General features: G+C 58.6%; 17 protein-coding genes. 8 read left to right on the top strand and 9 right to left on the bottom strand.

The features are described from left to right. Positions 1-5 precede the first annotated feature (5 nt). The 4 genes from C2E19_RS08700 to C2E19_RS08685 all read left to right on the top strand — a co-directional run bounded on the left by C2E19_RS08700 (position 6) and on the right by C2E19_RS08685 (position 3,642). Complete coding sequence (locus C2E19_RS08700) at positions 6-1,838, top strand: ABC transporter ATP-binding protein (RefSeq protein WP_129390603.1); 1,833 nt, start codon at positions 6-8, stop codon at positions 1,836-1,838. 303 nt (positions 1,839-2,141) lie between these two features. Next, the gene (gene aqpZ, locus C2E19_RS08695) at positions 2,142-2,837 is read left to right on the top strand and encodes an aquaporin Z (protein ID WP_129390601.1); all 696 of its coding nucleotides are present in this window, start codon (positions 2,142-2,144) and stop codon (positions 2,835-2,837) included. A 191-nt stretch (positions 2,838-3,028) separates the two neighbouring features. Beyond that, positions 3,029-3,298, top strand: coding sequence for a hypothetical protein (locus tag C2E19_RS08690; protein ID WP_129390598.1), 270 nt, complete (start codon positions 3,029-3,031; stop codon positions 3,296-3,298). 5 nt (positions 3,299-3,303) lie between these two features. Further along, positions 3,304-3,642, top strand: a complete 339-nt coding sequence (locus C2E19_RS08685; RefSeq protein WP_129390595.1) for a hypothetical protein — start codon at positions 3,304-3,306, stop codon at positions 3,640-3,642. Between the two features lie 95 nt (positions 3,643-3,737). Here C2E19_RS08685 and C2E19_RS08680 read toward each other — a convergent pair whose 3' ends face one another. Beyond that, positions 3,738-4,862 (bottom strand): GNAT family N-acetyltransferase, encoded by a 1,125-nt coding sequence (locus C2E19_RS08680; protein ID WP_129390592.1) that lies wholly within the window; start codon positions 4,860-4,862, stop codon positions 3,738-3,740. A 282-nt stretch (positions 4,863-5,144) separates the two neighbouring features. Here C2E19_RS08680 and C2E19_RS08675 point away from each other — a divergent pair, with 282 nt between their 5' ends. Beyond that, positions 5,145-6,476, top strand: coding sequence for a putative porin (locus C2E19_RS08675; protein WP_129390589.1), 1,332 nt, complete (start codon positions 5,145-5,147; stop codon positions 6,474-6,476). A 214-nt stretch (positions 6,477-6,690) separates the two neighbouring features. On the opposite strand, the gene C2E19_RS08670 is transcribed toward C2E19_RS08675, so the two are convergent. From C2E19_RS08670 to aceK, 5 genes are all read right to left on the bottom strand, one after another. Then, positions 6,691-6,930, bottom strand: coding sequence for an anti-sigma factor (locus tag C2E19_RS08670; protein WP_129390586.1), 240 nt, complete (start codon positions 6,928-6,930; stop codon positions 6,691-6,693). Then, positions 6,924-7,538: an RNA polymerase sigma factor gene (locus C2E19_RS08665; RefSeq protein ID WP_129390583.1), complete on the bottom strand. Its 615-nt coding sequence runs from the start codon at positions 7,536-7,538 to the stop codon at positions 6,924-6,926. The genes C2E19_RS08670 and C2E19_RS08665 overlap by 7 nt, the downstream gene beginning before the upstream one ends. 95 nt (positions 7,539-7,633) lie before the next feature. Then, positions 7,634-8,755 carry a beta-ketoacyl-ACP synthase III gene (locus C2E19_RS08660; RefSeq protein ID WP_129390580.1) on the bottom strand — a complete coding sequence of 374 codons (1,122 nt, stop codon included), beginning with the start codon at positions 8,753-8,755 and terminating at the stop codon, positions 7,634-7,636. Positions 8,756-9,161: 406 nt separating this feature from the next. Then, positions 9,162-13,073, bottom strand: a complete 3,912-nt coding sequence (gene hrpA, locus C2E19_RS08655) for an ATP-dependent RNA helicase HrpA (RefSeq protein WP_129390576.1) — start codon at positions 13,071-13,073, stop codon at positions 9,162-9,164. A 276-nt stretch (positions 13,074-13,349) separates the two neighbouring features. Continuing rightward, positions 13,350-15,071 (bottom strand): bifunctional isocitrate dehydrogenase kinase/phosphatase, encoded by a 1,722-nt coding sequence (aceK, locus tag C2E19_RS08650; RefSeq protein WP_129390573.1) that lies wholly within the window; start codon positions 15,069-15,071, stop codon positions 13,350-13,352. Positions 15,072-15,469: 398 nt separating this feature from the next. Between aceK and C2E19_RS08645 the strand changes: the two genes are divergently transcribed. Beyond that, positions 15,470-16,378 (top strand): DMT family transporter, encoded by a 909-nt coding sequence (locus C2E19_RS08645; RefSeq protein WP_129390570.1) that lies wholly within the window; start codon positions 15,470-15,472, stop codon positions 16,376-16,378. 75 nt (positions 16,379-16,453) lie between these two features. Here the strand turns inward: C2E19_RS08645 and C2E19_RS08640 are convergent, their stop codons facing one another. Further along, positions 16,454-17,317, bottom strand: a complete 864-nt coding sequence (locus C2E19_RS08640; RefSeq protein WP_129390567.1) for a DMT family transporter — start codon at positions 17,315-17,317, stop codon at positions 16,454-16,456. Between the two features lie 449 nt (positions 17,318-17,766). Here C2E19_RS08640 and C2E19_RS08635 point away from each other — a divergent pair, with 449 nt between their 5' ends. Next, on the top strand, positions 17,767-18,300 hold the full coding sequence (locus C2E19_RS08635) for a hypothetical protein (protein WP_129390564.1): 534 nt from the start codon (positions 17,767-17,769) through the stop codon (positions 18,298-18,300). A 48-nt stretch (positions 18,301-18,348) separates the two neighbouring features. Continuing rightward, a complete protein-coding gene (locus C2E19_RS08630) occupies positions 18,349-18,528 on the top strand; it encodes a hypothetical protein (RefSeq protein WP_129390561.1) in 180 nt (59 codons plus the stop codon). A 44-nt stretch (positions 18,529-18,572) separates the two neighbouring features. Here C2E19_RS08630 and C2E19_RS08625 read toward each other — a convergent pair whose 3' ends face one another. Both C2E19_RS08625 and cysK read right to left on the bottom strand, forming a co-directional pair. After that, positions 18,573-19,511 carry an aspartyl/asparaginyl beta-hydroxylase domain-containing protein gene (locus tag C2E19_RS08625; protein ID WP_129390558.1) on the bottom strand — a complete coding sequence of 313 codons (939 nt, stop codon included), beginning with the start codon at positions 19,509-19,511 and terminating at the stop codon, positions 18,573-18,575. Positions 19,512-19,767: 256 nt separating this feature from the next. Next, a complete protein-coding gene (gene cysK, locus C2E19_RS08620; RefSeq protein ID WP_129390555.1) occupies positions 19,768-20,742 on the bottom strand; it encodes a cysteine synthase A in 975 nt (324 codons plus the stop codon). Positions 20,743-20,843 lie beyond the last annotated feature (101 nt).

Raw genomic sequence — 20,843 nt, 5'->3', positions numbered from 1 at the left:
ATCTGATGCTCTATCGCCGTTTCGAACAACTGATCGACATATTCCGCGACGCTCCGACGGCGTCCCCTCCAGACCGGGTCTGGCCTTTCTATGTTTATTACCTCAAGCAAGTCTGGCCAAGTTTCGCCGCCCTGCTCGTCGTAGGCCTGTTCGCCGCGCTGATCGAAGTGGCGCTGTTCAGCTACCTGAGCCGCATCATCGACCTGGCCCAGGGCACACCCAACCCGAATTTCTTCAGCGACCACGCCCTCGAATTGACGTGGATGGTGGTGGTTGCGCTGGTGCTGCGGCCGATCTTCTTCGGCCTGCACGACCTGCTGGTGCATCAGACGCTGAGCCCGGGCATGACCAGCATGATTCGCTGGCAGAACCACAGCTACGTGCTCAAGCAGAGTCTGAATTTCTTCCAGAACGACTTCGCCGGGCGTATCGCCCAACGCATCATGCAGACCGGCAACTCGTTGCGTGACTCGGCGGTGCAAGCGGTGGATGCGCTGTGGCACGTGGTGATCTATGCCATCAGCTCGCTGGTGTTGTTCGCCGAAGCCGACTGGCGCCTGATGATCCCGCTGCTGACGTGGATCGCCGCCTACATCGGCGCGCTTTACTACTTCGTGCCACGGGTCAAGGATCGCTCGGTGGAAGCCTCCGACGCGCGCTCGAAACTGATGGGCCGCATCGTCGACGGCTACACCAACATCGCCACGCTGAAACTGTTCGCCCACACCAATTTCGAACAGCACTACGCCAAGGAAGCCATCGAGGAACAGACGGTCAAAGCGCAGATGGCCGGCCGCGTCGTCACCAGCATGGACGTGGCAATTACCACCATGAACGGTTTGCTGATCGTCGGCACCACGGCGCTGGCGCTATGGTTGTGGACGCAGTCGCTGATCACCGTCGGCGCGATTGCCTTGGCCACCGGCCTGGTGATTCGCATCGTCAACATGTCCGGCTGGATCATGTGGGTGGTCACCGGCATCTTCGAAAACATCGGCATGGTGCAGGACGGTTTGCAGACCATCGCGCAACCGGTCAGCGTCACCGATCGTGAAGGCGCCAAACCGCTGGAAGTGGCCCGTGGCGAAGTGCGTTTCGAGCACGTGGATTTTCACTACGGCAAGAAGCGCGGGATCATCGGCGACCTCAACCTGAACATCAAACCGGGGGAAAAGATCGGTTTGATCGGGCCGTCCGGCGCCGGTAAGTCGACCTTGGTCAACCTGCTGCTGCGCCTGTACGACGTCGAGGGCGGACGCATCCTGATCGATGGGCAGAACATTGCCGAAGTCGGTCAGGAGAGCCTGCGCGCGCGGATCGGCATGATCACCCAGGACACTTCGTTGCTGCACCGTTCGATCCGCGACAACTTGTTGTATGGCAAACCGGATGCGACTGATGCGCAGCTGTGGGACGCTGTACACAAGGCTCGCGCCGATGAGTTCATTGCGCTCCTGTCGGATGCCGAAGGACGCACCGGGTTCGACGCGCATGTCGGCGAGCGCGGCGTGAAGCTGTCGGGCGGCCAGCGCCAGCGCATAGCGATTGCGCGGGTACTGCTCAAGGACGCGCCAATCCTGATCATGGACGAAGCAACCTCGGCGCTGGACTCGGAGGTCGAAGCGGCCATTCAGGAAAGCCTGGAAACCCTGATGCAAGGCAAAACCGTGATCGCGATTGCGCACCGGCTCTCGACCATTGCGCGCATGGATCGGCTGGTTGTGCTGGAAAACGGCAAGATCGCCGAGAGCGGCAGCCACGCCGAACTGCTCGCCCATGGTGGTCTGTATTCGCGACTGTGGGCGCACCAGACCGGCGGGTTCGTCGGGATCGATTGATCATCGGACCTACAGAGCTCCGCCAGTGGGAGGGGGCTTGCTCCCGAATGCGGTGTGTCAGTACCGAACATTTGCCTGACACACTGCCTTCGGGAGCAAGCCCCCTCCCACTTTACTCATGCGACAACACTGAAAACCGCCACAGCCCGCCAACCACGGGCGCTGGCGGTTTTTTTGTGGCCGCTGGAAATCCGTAAAAACCCTGCTGTACTCAGCCAAGGTTCCGGAATGGAGCCTGTCGTAAGTCTGCAAGGACGCACAACTCGATGCAGTCTCGATAGCACGTCTATCAAGGACTCTCTCATGTCTCTGTTCAAACGTTCAGTTACTGAGTTGTTGGGTACGTTCTGGCTGGTTTTGGGTGGCTGTGGCAGTGCGGTTATCGCCGCGTCTTCGCCATTGGGAATCGGGGTGCTGGGGGTCGCCCTGGCGTTTGGCCTGACGGTGCTGACCATGGCATTCGCCATCGGCCACATCAGCGGCTGTCACCTCAACCCGGCCGTCTCGGTCGGTCTGTTCGTCGGTGGTCGCTTTCCGGCCAAGGAGTTGCCTGCCTACATCATTGCCCAAGTTCTCGGTGCGATTCTCGCGGCAGCGCTGATCGCGCACATCGCCAGCGGCAAGGAAGGTTTCGATATCGCTGCCGGCCTCGCCTCCAACGGTTATGGCGAGCACTCACCAGGCAAATATTCGATGGCGGCGGGGTTCGTCACCGAATTGGTGATGACCGCCATGTTCGTGATCATCATCCTCGGTGCCACCGACAAACGCGCACCGCCGGGGCTGGCACCTATCGCCATCGGGCTGGGATTGACGCTGATTCACCTGATCTCGATTCCCGTCACCAATACCTCGGTCAACCCGGCGCGCAGCACCGGACCGGCGCTGATGGTTGGCGGTTGGGCGCTTGCGCAACTGTGGATGTTCTGGGTCGCACCATTGCTGGGTGCAGTCGTCGGCGGCGGAATTTATCGATGGCTGGGTGAGGAAAAAAACTGATCATCGCGCAACTAAAGAGGCCGCATTAGTGCAACTAACAATGCGGCCTTACAATATTACCCATAGCGCAAAACAAAATATCCTGAAACAGCGAAAACGCTGACAGAAAGCGCTAGACGTATTACCTTTAATCGCGCAAACCGAAGCAACTTACTCAACCCCTAAAACTCGACTCTCTCAAGGATTGAGAAATGAACATTTTAATCAACAGTATTATTGCTATCGCACTGACTACCGGTCTGATGCAAAGCCACGCTGTTGCCGGTGATAACAGCACTAATGTTTACCGCTGCATGCAATACAGCGAAGACTTTAAAATGCACATCTGGAAACTTAAGGCTTTCCAAAGTAACGCCCCTACCGCCGAAGCGTTCATGGAGACCGAGTCCGCCAAGGCACTGGACTTGAGGAAATGCAAGGTCTGGGTATATGAAGATAACGGCACCCACTGGGAGTGGTAAGTAAAATGAAGTATTCCAAAAGTTTCATCACCGCGGCACTGATCATTGCAACTTATTCGGGCTTTGCTTCGGCCATGCTCGCACCAACCGTTAATAGTGATTCGCCGATACAGTTCAACATGGGCGAAGCACTATCTGAAGTTCGCCCCGAACTAAATTGTTCTGCCAACGCTAACACGGGGAAAATCCAATGTGACCGCCCAGAGTTCATATATACCTGTCAGGTCGCAAAAAAACCAAATCTGATGATTTATTATTATTCTTCGATCGCCACTCTTGGGGATTTCAACAAGGTATCCTCACAGAAAGGGTTAGCCAATTGCGTAGCGGGTGCAAGCTGGTAATCGAGTGTATTAATAGTTGAACACGCAAGGCCCGAGCAAATCGTCGGGCCTTGCTGTCAGCAGCTATTTTGCGGTGTAGCGCGCGACGTCAGTGCTTAACCCTGTTTGTAAGGAAGTGCCGCAACGGCCTCCTGCGCATACGCTAGTACACCCGCACGCTCCTGGTGCAGGAAGTCTTTGACCGCAGCTTTCAATCCCGGATGACGCAGGTAGTGCCAGGAATGCGTGATCACCGGTTCAAACCCGCGAATCAGTTTGTGCTCACCCTGAGCACCCGCGTCGAAACGCTGAAAGCCGTGGGCAATCGCATAGTCCATGCCCTGATAGAAACAGGTTTCAAAGTGCAGCCGGTCGAACTCGGCCAGACAGCCCCAATAACGCCCGTAGAAACTGTCACCACCGACCAGACTGAACGCCATCGCCACCGGCCGTGAGCCGTGCCTGGCCAGCACCACCCGGATCGATTCCGGCATACGTTCTGCGAGCAAACTGAAAAACTCCCGCGTCAGATAAGGCGTTTGCCGGCGCACTGCATAGGTGTTGGCGTAGCAGGCGTAGACAAAATCCCACTGCGCCTCGTCCAGTTCGCGCCCCTCCAGCCATTCAAACTCGAAACCCTGCCCTGCCACCTGCTCGCGTTCCTTGCGCATCTGTTTGCGCTTGCGCGAACTGAGCACATCGAGAAAATCCTGAAAGTCGCGATAACCACGATTCTGCCAGTGGTACTGACAGCCGATGCGTTGCAGCCAGCCCGGTTGCTCGGCCATCGCAGCATCGGTGAACGGGTCGGTGAAGTTGATGTGCGCGCTGGAAAGCCCTTCGATTTCCAGATACCCCGGCAGGCTCTTGAGCAGTTCGAAACCATCCTCGACGCTGGCCGCCAACAGCCGTGGACCGCTGACCGGGCTGAAGGGCACGGCAGTCAATAGTTTGGGGTAGTAATCGATGCCGGCGCGGGCGCAGGCATCGGCCCAGCCATGATCGAACACGTACTCGCCGTAGGAATGCCACTTGCGATAGCTGGGTAACGCGGCAATCAGCCGATCGCCTTCGACGTGCAGCAAATGTTCCGCTTGCCAACCGGTGTGGGGGCCAACACTTGCGCTGTCCTCCAGCGCGCTGAGAAACGCATGACGCAGGAACGGCTGGTTCTCCGGCACCAGTGCATCCCAGCTGGCCGGGGCGATTTCTGACAGATTTTGCAGGCGTTGCAACGGCATCGACGGGCTCTCCACAACAGGACTTCAGCGCTCGGCGAGTATCGCCGATTGCGCTGCATTGCACACCCGCATTCGGGCGACAGCGCTCTAGATCAATAGTTCACGGCCATTTTGTATCGTCATCATCCTGCCATCACTGTGCCACTGCGCTGTCATAAACCATCGCGATACTGGCGCCTGTTTTTAGAGCGCCGGGTTCTACCCGGACACTGTTTTCCGACGTTAAACCGTCGGTTGTGCCCAGGATGGTTCAGCCATCCCCTCTCATCTTCGGAGATTGCTATGCGTCTTGCTTCCACGAAAACTGCGGCGGCCCTGTGCGGTGGCCTGTTGCTGGCCATGAGTGTTCCGGCCAGTGCCGCAGTCGACGCCAAACTGCTCGACATGCTCAAGGCTAACGGTTCCATTTCCCAGGCGCAGTACGTAGAACTGCAAACCGAGCTGGCGAAGGATCAGAAGGAGCAGCAAATCGCGCAGCAGGCGCAGCAAGAGACCAATCAACAAGTCGCGGCCGTCGCGAAGAAGAACGACGAACAAAGCCTTTTCGATCAGAAACTGGCGTGGGCTGCCAAGACCCAGTTCAAGGGTGATGTGCGCTTTCGTGAAGAAACCGTGCACAACGATGGCGTGCCCAACAGCAAAGACCAGGACCGTCAGCGCATCCGCGCACGTCTGGGCGCCTACAGCGAAATCAATCCGCAAGTGGACACCGGCATTCGTGTCGCCACCGGCAGCAGCGACGACGCCCGTTCGACCAACCAGGATCTCAACAACTACTTCGACAAAAAGCAGATCTGGCTCGACCTCGGTTACGTCGACTATCACCCTGACGCGGTCAAGAACTTGCACCTGATCGCCGGTAAAATGGCCCAGCCGTGGGTCAGCATGGGCGACATCATCTGGGACAGCGATATCAACCCGGAAGGTCTGGCGGTCACTTACAAGTATCCGCTGAGCGGCAGCACCGAACTGTTCGGTAGCGCCGGTCACTACACCCTCAAAGACAACGTTGACGGCGAAGGCGTGCAGTTCAAACACGACTTGCGTCTCTACACTGGCCAATTGGGTGCGCGTTTCGCTATCACCGACAGCGTGAAAATGACCCTGGGCGGCAGTATTTATTCCTACGACAACGACAAGGACAGCGCCTGCCCGACTTCGGGCACCGTCACCGCACCTTGCGCGCTGGCCGTCAACGGCAACAGCCCGAACGAAACCTTCAAGCTGTATGAAGGTTTCGGTCAGATCGACTTCGCCAACCTGCCGGTACCTTTGGCGATCTACGGTCAGTACGTGAATAACAGCGACGCCAGCACCGATCAGGACACTGGCTGGCTGGCCGGTGTGAAATCGAAACTGTACGGCTTCAACGTCGACTACAACTACCGCGATGTGCAGCGCAACGCCGTGGTCGGTGCCTTCACCGACTCCGACTTCGCCAACGGCTACACCGGTTCGCGCGGCAGCAAGTTGAAAGTCAGCTACGAGCTGGACAAGAACTTCACGCTCGGCGCGACGTACTTCATGGCGAACTCCGACTACACCAACGCCAGCCTGAAGAAGACCGATTCGGACATCAACACTCTGCAACTGGACGCGGAAGCCAAGTTCTAAGCGTTTTACCTCATAGCCAGGCGTGGGCGGAACGATCCCCATCATCCGTTCGTTCCCCCCGCGCCACACTATCCCCCCTGTAGGAGCTGCCGAAGGCTGCGATCTTTTGATCTGTCTTTTTAAAAGCAAGATCAAAAGATCGCAGCCTTCGGCAGCTCCTACCGGGAGATGGTGTTTTGATCTGGTTTTCGCAGATTGCAGTTTTCGGCAGCGCCTACAGGGAGTTGTCTTTGCGGCGCTGTTCGGCCAGGCGTTCAGCCAGGGCGTCGACGCCCTCTTGCGGTTTCTCCGGCATGGCCTTCAGCGTGGCCTGCATCAATTTCATCTGACGAATGAAACGTCGGCAATTGGGGCAGAACATCAGGTGATGACGCACCATCAGTTTTTCCCGAAAGCTCAACTGGCCATCGAGATAGTCGCTGGAACGCGCCACTTGTTCTTTACACGTCAGCATTCGCCGGTCTCCTCAAAATGCTCCACCGTGGCGAAGACTTTCAGCCGCGCACGATGCAGCAGCACACGGACATTGGAGAGCGAGATCTCCAGAAGATTACAGATCTCTTCCAGCTCCAGCCCCTGACGTTCACGCAGCAGCAAAACACTGCTTTGCAGTTCCGACAGACTGAGCAGCGTGTGCTCCAGACACTCACGCAATTCGCTTTCGGTGAGCAGCGCTTCGGGGGTGTCCTGATGCCAGGCGAACGGGGCGATCAGCCAATGCCCATCGCCAGGGGAAAAGCGGTCGTCGTCAATGCCGCCATGAGGTGACGGCAGATCGTCCATCAAGACTTCACGGCGATTTTGCTTGTAACGGCCTTTGGCGGCGTTGGCGGTAATGGTCAGCAGCCAGGTCTTGAGACTGGAGCGGCCTTCGAAGCTGCCAATATGGCGCACCACGGACAGCCAGGCGTCCTGCACCACTTCTTCGACGTGACGTTGCCCGACGATGGCATACGCGACAGCGCGCATGGCGCTCTGGTAGGTGCTGACCAGTTCCTTGAAAGCTTTTTGCTCTCCGGCCAGCAGGCGTTCGAGCAGTTGAGTGTCGTCCGTTGCGGCCATGCATTACCTCTCTAAAAGCAAAAGATCGCAGCCTGCGGCAGCTCCTACAAAGATCAGTGTAGGAGCTGCCGAAGGTTGCGATCTTTAAGGCGCAATCAACGTTTGCGCAGAATCACGCTGCCGATCGAGTAGCCAGCACCGAACGAACTCAGCACGGCCAGCGAACCGGCGGCCAGGTCATCCTGATATTTGTGGAACGCAATCACCGAACCGGCGGAGCTGGTGTTGGCGTAGGTATCGAGAATCACCGGTGCTTCTTCTTCGGTGGCTTCACGACCGAGCAATTTACGCACGATCAGGTGGTTCATGCTCAGGTTGGCCTGGTGCAGCCAGAAGCGTTTGACGTCGCCAACGTTGAGCTTGTTCTCCTCAAGGTGCGCGCTGATCAACTCGGCGACCATCGGGCAGACATCCTTGAACACCTTGCGGCCTTCCTGCACGAACAGCTTGTCGCGGGCACCGACGCCCTCTTCCGCCGCACGGTTGAGGAAACCGAAGTTGTTGCGAATGTTGTTGGAGAACTTGGTCAGCAGTTTGGTGCTGACCACATCGAACTGATGCTCGGAGGTGGCGGTGTCAGCACGCTCGATGATCACCGCAGTCGCGGCGTCGCCGAAGATGAAGTGGCTGTCGCGGTCACGGAAGTTCAGGTGACCGGTGCAGACTTCCGGGTTGACCATCAGGATCGCCCGGGCCTGACCCAGTTGCACGCTATTGGCGGCGGTCTGAATGCCGAAGGTGGCCGAAGAGCAGGCCACGTTCATGTCGAAACCGAAGCCTTGAATGCCCAGCGCTTCCTGGACTTCGATGGCGATGGCCGGATAAGCGCGTTGCAGGTTGGAGCAGGCAACGATCACGCCGTCGATGTCAGCGGCAGTTTTGCCGGCACGTTGCAGGGCCTGTTCGGCAGCGCCGATGGCCATCTGGCAGAGTACCGACCATTCGTCGTTGGAACGCTCCGGCAGGCGCGGGGCCATGCGTTGCGGATCGAGGATACCGTCCTTGTCCATGACAAAACGGCTCTTGATGCCCGAGGCTTTTTCGATGAACGCGGCGCTGGATTCGGTCAGGGCCTGGACTTCGCCGCTGGCGATGGCCTCGGCGTTGTCGGCGTTGAACTGGGCGACATAGGTATTGAAAGACTGCACCAGCTCTTCGTTGGAGATGCTGTTGGCCGGGGTATACAGGCCGGTGCCGCTGATGACGACGTTATGCATGGTCGTTTCTCTAATCTGTTCAGGCAGAAAGTGCTGGAACCGTCGTACCAACACACAAAGGGTCTATTCCCATCCGGGGGATGCAAACCTGGCATCGCTTTATTCCGCTGCGCGACAGGGCCGAAGGCTCTGAGTCGCGAAACCGGCGTTTATGGTCGCGAAGTTTGCCATAAACGCAGGCTTTTGGCCCCTTTCTCAAGCACAACCGCCATTCACTATATGAACTCAACTCTGTGGCGAGGGGATTTATCCCCGTTCGACTGCGAAGCAGTCGCCAACCCACCACGCTCGGTATGACTGATGAACCGAGGTTGTAGGTTTTGGGGCGGCTTCGCCACCCAACGGGGATAAATCCCCTCGCCACATAAGCCCGCTCCCACAGGGGACTTTGTGTATGGCTGCAGGCTCAGGGTTCTACCTGGCTCCACTGTTTGTTCAGGCGTTTGTCGGAGATCGGCGCTTTGGTGCCCAACTGCTGGGCGAACAGCGAAACCCGGTATTCCTCCAGCCACCAGCGGTACAACTCGAGCTGCGGATCGCGCTTGCCTTCCTGCGCGTGCTTGGCGGCGCGGGCCTGGTATTGCGCCCAGAGGCCAGCGAGTTCGCCGCTCCAGACGCGATCTTTCTGCACCTGCGCACCCAGTTTTTCGAAACGCTGCTCGACCGCCTTCAGGTAACGCGGCAGTTCCTTGAGCCACTGCATCGGCGTCTCGCGGACAAACCCCGGATACACCAGATTGTTGATCTGCTGCTTGATGTCGTTCAGTGCCACAGCCTGGGCCAGATCGATCTTGCCCTTGAAGCGCTTTTGCAGCCCGTGCCAGATTTTCAGGATATCCAGCGTCAACCGCGCCACGCGTTCGGCATGTTCAGTCCAGCCCCCGCGTTTGCGCTCGGCCAATGCCGCCAACCCGGCACCATCACGCGGCAATGGGTCTTCGCCTTCGAGAATGCAGCTGTCGAGGCTGGCCAGCAGAATGTCTTCGACCAGCGCATCGACCCGACCCAACTCGCGATAGAGCAGGCCCAGTTCGGTCTGCCCCGGTAACTTGCCACGGAGGAACTTGGCCGGCTCGGCGAGTTGCTGCATCAACAACCGCTGCAACGCGCGACGGTGTTGAAACTCGGCTTCGGCCGGCGTTGAGAAGCGCCCTTCCTTGACCGTACCGCCCTCTTCGACCAGTGCCGGATACACCGTCATCGACAGCCCGGCGATCTTCTGCTGAGTCTTTTCCGCGACCGGCGCGAAGACTTTCGCCTCGACCGGCTGCTGGCTTTTCGCACTTTGCGGCACGGCCAACGCGGCCTGACTGGCTTCGGCAAACCGCGCGGTCAGCTCGGCCAGATCGCGTCCTTCACCAAGGAACTTGCCTTGGCCATCGACGATTTCCAGGTTCATCCGCAGATGCCCTTCGACCCCTTGCTCAGCTTCCGCCCACGCCTCATCGTTGACCCGCGCGCCGGTCATGCGCAGCAATTCACGGCCCAGTGCTTGCGGCAACGAACCTTCGGCAAAGGTCATGCGTTGCAAGGCAGCCTTGATGAAGTCCGGCACCGGCACGAAATTCTTGCGCAAGGCTTTTGGCAAGTTACGCACGAGGGCGATGCACTTGGCTTCGATCAACCCCGGCACCAACCATTCCAGACGTTCCGGCGGCAGCATCGGCAGCAGCGGCGCCGGCACGCGCAGGGTCACGCCGTCGCGCGGGTGATTGGGTTCGAAGTGATAGGTCAGCGCCAACTCCAGATCGCCGATGTGCAGCGTGTCCGGATAATGCAGCGCGGTGACCTCACTGGCCTCACGGGCGAGCACGTCTTCTTCGCGCATGATCAACAGCTGTGGGTCTTTCTGACTGTTGACCCGATACCAGCTGTCGAAGGTCGCGGTCTGGTGAATCTCCGCCGGCAAGCGCGCGTCGTAGAACGCGTACAGGGTTTCTTCGTCGGCAAGAATGTCGCGGCGACGGGCCTTCGCTTCGAGTTCGTCGAGCTGTTCCAGCAGTTGTTTATTGGCGGTGAGGCACTTGGCTCGGGATTGAATCTCGCCGCGCACCAGACCTTCGCGGATGAACAGCTCACGCGAAACCACCGGATCAACCGGGCCGTAATGCACCGGGCGGCGACCGACCACGATCAGGCCGAACAGGGTGATCTGTTCAAACGCCACGACCTGGCCGCGCTTCTTCTCCCAGTGCGGTTCGAAATGGTTTTTCTTGATCAGGTGCCCGGCCAGCGGTTCGATCCAGTCAGCGTCGATCTTGGCGACCATGCGCGCGTAGAGCTTGGTGGTTTCCACCAGTTCGGCAGTCATCAGCCATTGCGGGCGCTTCTTGCCGATGCCCGACGACGGATGAATCCAGAAACGTCGCTGACGCGCGCCGAGATAATCACCGTCCTCGGTTTTCTGGCCGATCTGGCTGAGCAGACCGACCAGCACCGCTTTGTGCAGTTTCGGGTAATCCGCCGGCTCTTTGTTCAGGCTGAGCTGCATGTCGCGGCAGATCAGGCTCAACTGGCGATGGGAATCGCGCCATTCGCGTAGACGCAGATAGTTGAGGAAGTTCTTCCGGCACCAGTTGCGCAGCGGGCTCGCGGTCAATGCCTGGCGCTGTTCTTCAAAACCACGCCATAAATTCACCAATCCGGCGAAGTCGGAGTCGATGTCTTTCCATTGCGCGTGGGCTTGATCGGCGGCTTGCTGACGCTCCGGTGGGCGCTCGCGCGGATCCTGAATCGACATCGCACTGGCGACGATCAGCACTTCCTGCAGGCTGCCGAGCTTGGCCGCTTCAAGCAGCATGCGGCCCATGCGCGGGTCGACCGGCAGGCGCGCCAATTGGCGACCGAGCGGCGTCAGCTGACTGTTGCGATCCACCGCCGAAAGTTCTTGCAGGAGGTTGAAACCGTCGCTGATGGCCTTGCCGTCCGGCGGCTCGATGAACGGGAACGCGGTGATTTCGCCAAGGCGCAGATGCAGCATCTGCAAAATAACGGCGGCAAGGTTGGTACGCAGAATCTCCGGATCGGTAAATTCCGGACGACCGAGGAAATCTTCTTCGCTGTACAACCGAATGCAGATACCCGGCTCGACCCGGCCGCAGCGACCTTTACGCTGGTTGGCGCTGGCCTGGGAAATCGCCTCGATCGGCAAGCGCTGAACCTTGGCGCGATAGCTGTAGCGGCTGATGCGCGCGGTGCCGCTGTCGATCACGTAACGGATGCCCGGCACGGTCAGCGAAGTCTCGGCGACGTTGGTTGCCAGCACCACACGACGGCCCGGATGCGACTGGAAAATCCGTTGTTGCTCGGCCGGGGAAAGGCGCGCATACAGCGGCAGGATTTCAGTGTGTTTGAGCTGAGCCTTGCGCAACATGTCGGCGGCGTCGCGAATCTCGCGCTCGCCCGGCAGGAACACCAGCACGTCGCCGGGACTGCGGCGTTCGCTGCGCTCGTAAGCGGCGATTTCATCGAGGGTGGCGAGAATCGCCTGATCCACCGTCAGGTCATCCTCAACGCGGTTGCCCTCTTCGTCCTGCTCAAGGGTCAGCGGGCGATACCAGGTATCGACCGGGAACGTGCGACCCGACACCTCGACAATCGGTGCATCGTCGAAGTGCTTGGAGAAGCGCTCCAGATCGATGGTCGCCGAGGTGATGATGACTTTCAGATCCGGGCGACGCGGCAGCAGGGTTTTCAGGTAACCGAGCAGGAAATCGATGTTGAGGCTGCGCTCGTGCGCCTCGTCGACGATGATCGTGTCGTAGCGTTCGAGGTGGCGGTCATTCTGGGTTTCCGCGAGCAGAATGCCGTCGGTCATCAGTTTGATCAGCGTATTGGAATCGCTTTGATCTTCAAAACGTACCTGATAACCGACCAGCGACCCGAGCGGTGTGCCGAGTTCTTCGGCAACCCGGCTGGCGACGCTGCGCGCAGCAATTCGACGCGGCTGGGTGTGACCGATCAAACCGTGCTGGCCGCGACCGATCTCCAGACAGATTTTCGGCAACTGGGTGGTTTTACCCGAGCCGGTTTCGCCGGCGATGATCAGCACCTGATGCTTTTCCAGCGCCTTTTTGATTTCGTCGCGCTTGGCCGCAATCGGCAAACTGTCGTCGTAGCGAATCACCGGCAGACTGGCGCGGCGGGCCAGCACCTGATCACAGGACGCCTGCATGCGCACGACCCACTGGGCCAGTTTGGCCTCATCGGGTTTCTTGCGCAGCTCAAGCAACTGCCGGCGCAGCCGGTGGCGGTCGGCAAGCATGGCGTGGTCGAGGTTTTTCAGCAGTTTGTCGATGGAGGGCGATTCGTCGGTCATCGGGTACGCAATTCGGTCGTCTGTTTATGCAGGGGGCCGATTGTCGCAGATTTGGGGAATTTGTGGCGTGTCAGGGGGATTGCAACCCTCACCCTAGCCCTCTCCCGGAGGGAGAGGGGACCGACCGAGTCAACTTTGCCAGCTTCACCGACCTGAACGCGCATCACCGAATCCATAATCGCCAAGCCCTTTCAGGTCGGTGCCTGACGCAAGACACCTCGGTCGGCCCCCTCTCCCTCCGGAAGAGGGCTGGGGTGAGGGTGTTTTTTAAAAGGGCTATTCGTTATCGAGGCCTTTGCGGCGGTACGGGAAGACGTCGATGACTTTGCCGGCGCGAATTGCCTCTTGCAGGCTCTTCCAGTAATCGGCGTTGTACAGCTCGCCATGCAGTTGATCGAACAACTTGCGCTGTCCGGAATCGGCGAACAGGAACGGTGGAAATTCCTCGGGGAACACGTCCAGCGGTCCGATCGAGTACCAGGGTTCGGAGGCCATTTCGTCTTCAGGAGTGCGCGGCGCAGGAATGTGGCGGAAGTTGGCTTCGGTGAGGAAGCAGATCTCGTCGTAGTCATAAAACACCACCCGACCGTGACGAGTAACGCCAAAGTTCTTCAGCAGCATGTCACCGGGAAAGATATTCGCCGCCGCCAGTTGTTTGATCGCCAGCCCGTAATCCTCCAGCGCCTCGCGCACCTGCGCGTCGTTGGCGTTTTCCAGATAGAGGTTGAGCGGGGTCATTCGCCGCTCGGTCCAGCAGTGACGAATCAGCACCGTGTCGCCTTCGACCGATACCGTCGACGCGGCCACTTCCAGTAACTCCTCAAGGCACGCCGGATCAAACTTGGTCAGCGGAAAGCGGAAATCGGCGAACTCCTGGGTATCGGCCATGCGCCCTACCCGGTCGACGCTTTTCACCAGTCGGTATTTCTCGATCACCGTCGCCCGGTCGACGTTTTTCGACGGCGAGAAACGATCCTTGATGATCTTGAACACGGTGTTGAAGCCCGGCAGGGTGAACACGCTCATGACCATGCCGCGCACGCCCGGGGCCATGATGAACTGATCGTCGGTGTTGGCCAGGTGATTGATCAGTGCACGATAGAACTCGGATTTGCCGTGCTTGTAGAAACCGATCGAGGTGTACAGCTCGGCGATGTGCTTGCCCGGCAGGATGCGCCGCAGGAAGCCGATGAACTCCGCCGGCACCGGGACATCGACCATGAAATACGAACGGGTGAACGAGAAGATGATCGACACATCGGCTTCGTCAGTGATCAACGCATCGATCTGAATCCCGCGCCCTTCGCGGTGCAGCAACGGAATCACCAGCGGCCATTGTTCGTCGCGGGTGTAGATGCGTCCGACCAGGTACGCGCCCTTGTTGCGGTACAACACTGAAGAAAACAGCTCGACGGCCAGTTCCGGGTCTTTGCACACCCAGTCCGGCAGGTTTTCGCGCAGTTGCGCTTCGAGGCGCTGCAGGTCGCCCGACAAATCGGCGTAATCCTCGCTGAAACGGTAGTCGGCGAAGATGCTGGCGAGCATCCCCGACAACTGGCCTTGTGGCTTGTAGGTGCGGGTTTGCGCGGCGCGGGCACGGCGCAGGCTCGGGCGCGTGGTGTGGATGAACATGCAGCCATCGCTGATCAGGTCGTGGCTGAACAGTCCGCAGAAAATCGAGTTGTACCAGGTCTCGGACAACTCATCGTCGAAACGCAGGTCGATGACGCTGATGTAGGCACTTTTCACCAGCGGCCAGCAATTGACGTTCATCAGCGCTTCGTCGTCGAAATATTCGCGCAGGCGGGCGATGGTTTCGCCGACCTTCTCTTCATAGAGATTGATCCGCGCCGCCGACGCGGTTTGCGTCTCCTGCCAGCGCGCCTGCTCGAAGCGCTCGCGGGCGCCGTCGGTGATCCGGCGGAAATGCTCGCGGTAATCGTCAAAGCCATCGAGGATCATGCGGGCGATGTCGGTGGCTGGCCATTGCTGCGGCATAGAAGAGACCCTCGGCGTGCGTTTGGAAATCCATGCCTGAGCTTAGCCACGTAAGCGTGCGCAGGTGAAGTGCAATTTCTGCCAAAAGCGCGGCAAGTTCGTACAGCGATCCCGGTAGTAGCCGGACTTGCTCGCGACGGAGCCCTTGAGTTCGACACAGTTTTTTGCAACTGACCCGCAGCATTACCATGCCGATCAATCAGGCGCCTGGCCTGGCGCGGCGCATTGCCGGCGGTGACCTCAGCGACCAGCCAGCAATTGTCGCGCCAGGCGGTTGACCTCAACCGGCTGGTCAGGCGATTTGTGCTCCAGGTAAAAAAGTTAAACGCCCGAATAGCGGTTGCCTTCATCAGGGCGCTCGGCAACACTCTCGTCCCGATCAAGGAAGGAGCCCCGCCGTGAGCCCTGTCGATATGTTCCGTATGTTGTCGCTGGCAGCCATCTGGGGCGCGAGTTTTCTGTTCATGCGTGTGATTGCGCCGGTGATCGGCTCGATCCCGACGGCGTTCTTTCGCGTGTCGATCGCCGCCGCCGGGCTGCTGGTGATTCTTGGCCTGATGCGCATCAGCTGGGATTTCAAAGGCAAACTGAAGACCGTGATGCTGCTCGGCGTTATCAATTCCGGGCTGCCGGCAACGCTCTATTCAGTCGCCGCGCAAGTGTTGCCCGCCGGCTATTCGGCGATTTTCAACGCCACCACGCCGTTGATGGGTGTGCTGATCGGCGCGTTGTTTTTCAGTGAGAAACTCACCATCGCCAAGTTCAGCGGCGTCTTTCTCGGTCTGTTCGGCGTCGGCGTGCTGACCCGTGCCGGTCCCGTTGCGTTCGATCTGCAACTGCTGATGGGCGCCCTCGCCTGCCTGCTGGCGACCACCTGCTACGGTTTTGCCGGGTTTTTGGCGCGGCGCTGGCTGGATCAGGCCGGCGGACTCGATCCGCGACTGTCGGCACTGGGCAGCATGCTCGGGGCGACGTTGTTTCTGTTGCCGCTGTTCGGCTACAGCGTCATCACCGCGCCACCAGCCAGTTGGGGCGGCTGGAATGTCTGGCTGTCGCTGCTCGGTCTGGGCCTGGGGTGTACGGCGTTTGCCTACATCATTTATTTCCGCCTGCTCAGCTCGATCGGCCCGGTCAAGTCGATGACCGTGACCTTCATGATCCCGCCGTTCGGCGTGCTGTGGGGGGCGTTGCTGCTGGATGAGCCGTTATCGATGGCGCATGTGTATGGCGGGGTGTTGATTGCGCTGGCGTTGTGGCTGGTGGTGAAACCTGCTGCGGTAAAACCTGTTGAAGTGAACACCCGGTAGGCGATGCCGCAGGCTCGATCTTTTGATTTCGATTTTTTGAAAGCAAGATCAAAAAATCGCAGCCTGCGGCAGCTCCTACAGGGGTTTACGGAATACGAATGCCAGGCCGATGATGATCAACAGCATGCCCAGCACGCTTAACGCCGCCAGGCGATTGCCGAAAATCAGGTAATCCATCACCGCCGTCACCGCCGGCACCAGATAGAACAGACTGGTGACATTCACCAGATTGCCCCGCGCGATCAGCCGATACAGCAACAGGGTCGCCAGCACCGAGACCACCAGTCCCATCCACAACACCGGCACGATGAAACCCGCGCTGTGTTCAAAGTGGAATGGCTGGAACGGCACGAAGATCGCGCACAACAACAGTCCCGCCAGGTACTGCACCGGCAGCGTACCGAGCGGATTGTCGGTGATGCGTTTCTGCATGATCGAACCCAGCGTCATGCTCGCCAGCGCCAGTAAACCGAAGAGCATCCCCGCCCACGACATCCCGGCCAGACCGATGCCCTGGTAAACCACCATGATCAGCCCGGCCAGCCCCAACGCCAGACCGAACATCCGGCTCGCCGAACGCTGCCGCTCCATCAACACCACGGTCAGGATTGGCTGCACGCCCATGATGGTTGCCATCACCCCCGGCGTGACTTTGCTGTTCAGGGCCAGCAGATAAAAAATCTGATAGGCCCCCAGCAACACCACGCCCGTGGCAATCGCGTAGAGCATCGGCTTGCCGCCCTTGGGCAACTTCAGCTTGAGCAACGGCGCCAACAGCGCCAGCCCGCACAAGGCAATCGCGAAGCGAATCAGCAGAAAGGCAAACGGTGAAGCGTGGGCCAGGCCCCATTTGGAGAAGATCGCGCCACTGCTCCACAGCAGAACGAACAGGCTCGTGGACGTCGCCGCGAGCGCGGTTTTTTTCGAAAGGACAAACATGAATACCACCTGTAGTCAGGCAAATAGCCAACTCAGCCGAAGCTGAAATTCAGTAGGGGTTTCTGGCGGGCGCAGGACTCAGCAAAAAATGCCGATCAGCCCGAAACGCCAACGCCCGGCGGTGATACGACTGCGCACACCGGCGGACTACTGACAGGTGGAGGGTAATGACTGATCTGCTTGGGCTGCTGATTCCCGCACGGCACGACGCCAGCGTTGACCGCTGAATCGACTACCGCGTTGATGAGGGATGCAGGCATTGGGGCAGATCTTTTTTGAAGGATTGGAATATGAGCCGTGCGACTCACGAGCGCCGACTATAACCAGCGTGGGACATGGATTGCAATGATTTGGGCAAAGGGCCGGTAGCGACAATTGGGAGGGGGATCAATAGGCTGAATTGCAATAGCAGCATCCAGCCACGGAGTACAAGGAATGTACGAAATCACATGCCAAGGGAACGGACATATCTGCGGTATCAGGTGTACAGGTCGCAAGCCAGGAAACAGGCCGGGATTACCTTCGCAAAACTGCATGAAGACTTACAGCTTCAAGGAATAGTGGATGTCGACCACTCCAAAGTTCGCTTCGAAGCAATCGATGCTCAGGCGCTGGATGCCTATGAAGAATGGCTCGATCCCCATTTTTCCTGGCTAGACGTTGTCAGGTGGAAGGCCAAGGAACCGCTTGGTTTCGATTTGGCGATCTGGTTCGATCAGGAGTTGTGCGGGCTTTGCTTTGCCAATCCGAATCAGAGCCGGTTGCGGGTGAAAATTGTGCGTCTGGAGGGCAAACCAGGTAACGATCACCCTCTTAAAAGCCGTGTAGCAACGTTTGCTTTGACAGCGGTGACCCACTTCGCGCGAATCATCGGCAGCACGCAAATTGAAATTCAGGAACCTCTCGAAGGCGTCATTGCGCTTTACCGTCAGCTGGGTTTTGAGTTCGACGCAGAGGGTAGGCTTGTGAAGCCAATTGACTAAGACTAGTATCGAGCAACTGCTCACTTAATGATCAACGCCGGAGACATCATGAAAGCTGTCGTTGAAAAGAAGGCATCAGATTCCAGCCCCATGAAAGCCGATAGGGCGCGCCTTTCTGGAGAGTTGCCTGAACATGAATTGCACCGAATAAGGGAAGCACTGGCAAATCCAGCCGCTGAGGAGCCAGGAGGTGTTCTCGCTGGCGCATCTTTCACCTTTCCTTTGTAAAAAAACCGCTCACAAGGAGCGGTTTTTTATTGCCTGTTCCAGCCTCAGCCAAACAGCCAATAGCCCAACAACGTCAACACCAGCACCGCCAGCACCGGACGCATCACGCGGTAGGCCTTGGGATGGCGGCGTTTCCACTGTTTGACCACGCCACTGAACTTGTCGCTGAAATTCTTGCTCCAGGCGTAAGCCTGATTGATCCCGCCAACACGCTCATCATCGAGGTTCTGCGGCGCAGTTGCGCGGCCGAGCCAAGCGCTGATCGAGCGGTTGATGCGGGTCATGAAGCGGTTGCTCAACGGACGCTCGACGTCACAGAACAGAATGACGCGGGTCTTTTCGGTTTCGTTTTTGACCCAGTGCACGTAAGTCTCGTCGAACATCACGTCTTCGCCGTCACGCCAGGCGTAGACCTGGCCGTCGACGAAAATCCGGCAGTCGTCGGAGTTCGGTGTCGACAAACCCAGGTGATAACGCAGCGAGCCGGCAAACGGGTCGCGGTGCGGGTTGAGATGGCTGCCGCCCGGCAGCAGCGCGAACATCGCGCCTTTTACATTGGGAATCGCACTGACCAGTGCCACGGTTTTCGGGCACAGGGTTTGCGCCGAGGGCAGCGGTTTGTCGTACCACTTGAGGTAGAAACGCTTCCAGCCCTTCTTGAAGAACGAGCCAAAACCGGCGTCGTTGTTCTTTTCGGCGGCGCGAATGTAGCCCTCGTCGAAGAGGTGCATGGCTTCGTCGCGAATGGTTTCCCAGTTATCGCGCAGGACATCCAGTTCCGGGAACTTGCTGCGATCCAGATACGGTTTCGACGGCACGCCGGAGAACATGTACATCAAGGCGTTGTACGGCGCGAACAGCGCCGAGTGGTTGACGAACTGACGCAGGACCGGCAAACGCGCCTTGCCGCGCAAATGCACATAGAGCGTGCTGCCCAGAAACAGCAACAGCACAAACGCCTTGGCGGCAAACGAAAAGGTCATCAACAACTCCTTGAATAAAGACAACGCTGCGCAAAGCCCTTTACCCGGCATGGCAGCCGGCCATGATAAACACTACCGGCCTCGGGAAAAACCCGCTTGCGCCAAGATTCAGTGTTAAGGATTGCGCAACAAAGCGCTTATTAACATAACGATCCTGAACCTTGGCTGACCTGAATCATGAAGATCAAAAGATCGCAGCCTGCGGCAGCTCCTACAGGGACGGATTGAATATCCAGGAACTGCTGCAGGCTGCGACTTATTGCTGGGTCTCCTGCTCGGTGAATAGATCGCTGAACAGCATGCTCGACAGATAGCGTTCGCCTGAGTCCGGCAGAATCACGACGATGGTCTTGCCCTGCATTTCCGGGGTTTCTGCCAGACGCACGGCCACGGCCATCGCTGCGCCACAGGAAATCCCGCACAGAATGCCTTCTTCCTGCATCAGGCGCAGGGCCATGGCTTTGGACTCTTCGTCAGTCACTAACTCAACCCGATCCACCATCGACAAATCGAGGTTTTTCGGCACAAAACCGGCACCAATGCCCTGAATCTTATGCGGGCTGGGCTTGATCTCTTCACCGGCCAGCGCCTGGGTGATCACCGGAGAGGACACCGGCTCCACGGCCACGGAAAGAATCGGTTTGCCTTGGGTATTCTTGATATACCGCGAAACACCGGTGATGGTTCCGCCTGTTCCAACGCCGGCCACCAGCACATCAACGGCGCCGTCGGTGTCGTTCCAGATTTCCGGGCCGGTGGTTTTTTCATGAATCGCCGGGTTGGCCGGGTTATCGAACTGCGCGGGCATGAAGTATTTGGCGCTGTCGCTCGCGACAATCTCGGCAGCCTTCTCGATCGCACCTTTCATGCCTTTGGCCGGTTCGGTCAGCACCAGTTCGGCGCCCAACGCTTTCAACACCTTACGCCGCTCGATACTCATCGAAGCCGGCATCGTCAGCATCAGTTTGTAACCACGGGCGGCCGCGACGAAGGCCAGACCGATACCGGTGTTGCCCGAGGTTGGCTCAACGATGGTCATGCCCGGCTTGAGCTTGCCGCTGCTTTCGGCGTCCCAGATCATGTTCGCGCCAATCCGGCACTTGACCGAATAACCGGGGTTGCGCCCTTCGATCTTGGCGAGGATGGTCACGCCACGCGGCGCAATGCGGTTGATCTGCACCAACGGCGTATTGCCGATGGAATGGGCGTTGTCAGCGAAAATGCGGCTCATGGCTGGGTCCTTATGCAGCGTTGAATTCAGCCTTCCAAGGTAAGCCTGTTGCCCAGCGCAGTCCAGTCGGGTCGAACGTCTGTGATCGCCGACAGTCAATC

The sequence above is a fragment of the Pseudomonas sp. DTU12.3 genome, from assembly GCF_004124275.1.
In the GTDB taxonomy this organism is placed as follows: Bacteria; Pseudomonadota; Gammaproteobacteria; order Pseudomonadales; family Pseudomonadaceae; genus Aquipseudomonas; species Aquipseudomonas helmanticensis.
The sequence above is the reverse complement of the archived record's forward strand: the minus strand, read 5'-3'. Positions and strand labels throughout refer to the sequence as shown.

Coding starts and splice junctions, on each gene's coding strand:
- C2E19_RS08640 (WP_129390567.1), bottom strand. CDS start 17,317: ATGTTTGTCCTTTCGAAAAAAACCGCGCTCGCGGCGACGTCCACGAGC.
- aqpZ (WP_129390601.1), top strand. CDS start 2,142: ATGTCTCTGTTCAAACGTTCAGTTACTGAGTTGTTGGGTACGTTCTGG.
- C2E19_RS08675 (WP_129390589.1), top strand. CDS start 5,145: ATGCGTCTTGCTTCCACGAAAACTGCGGCGGCCCTGTGCGGTGGCCTG.
- aceK (WP_129390573.1), bottom strand. CDS start 15,071: ATGCCGCAGCAATGGCCAGCCACCGACATCGCCCGCATGATCCTCGAT.
- cysK (WP_129390555.1), bottom strand. CDS start 20,742: ATGAGCCGCATTTTCGCTGACAACGCCCATTCCATCGGCAATACGCCG.
- C2E19_RS08685 (WP_129390595.1), top strand. CDS start 3,304: ATGAAGTATTCCAAAAGTTTCATCACCGCGGCACTGATCATTGCAACT.
- C2E19_RS08630 (WP_129390561.1), top strand. CDS start 18,349: ATGAAAGCTGTCGTTGAAAAGAAGGCATCAGATTCCAGCCCCATGAAA.
- C2E19_RS08625 (WP_129390558.1), bottom strand. CDS start 19,511: ATGACCTTTTCGTTTGCCGCCAAGGCGTTTGTGCTGTTGCTGTTTCTG.
- C2E19_RS08670 (WP_129390586.1), bottom strand. CDS start 6,930: ATGCTGACGTGTAAAGAACAAGTGGCGCGTTCCAGCGACTATCTCGAT.
- C2E19_RS08635 (WP_129390564.1), top strand. CDS start 17,767: ATGCCAAGGGAACGGACATATCTGCGGTATCAGGTGTACAGGTCGCAA.
- hrpA (WP_129390576.1), bottom strand. CDS start 13,073: ATGACCGACGAATCGCCCTCCATCGACAAACTGCTGAAAAACCTCGAC.
- C2E19_RS08690 (WP_129390598.1), top strand. CDS start 3,029: ATGAACATTTTAATCAACAGTATTATTGCTATCGCACTGACTACCGGT.
- C2E19_RS08680 (WP_129390592.1), bottom strand. CDS start 4,862: ATGCCGTTGCAACGCCTGCAAAATCTGTCAGAAATCGCCCCGGCCAGC.
- C2E19_RS08660 (WP_129390580.1), bottom strand. CDS start 8,755: ATGCATAACGTCGTCATCAGCGGCACCGGCCTGTATACCCCGGCCAAC.
- C2E19_RS08665 (WP_129390583.1), bottom strand. CDS start 7,538: ATGGCCGCAACGGACGACACTCAACTGCTCGAACGCCTGCTGGCCGGA.
- C2E19_RS08700 (WP_129390603.1), top strand. CDS start 6: ATGCTCTATCGCCGTTTCGAACAACTGATCGACATATTCCGCGACGCT.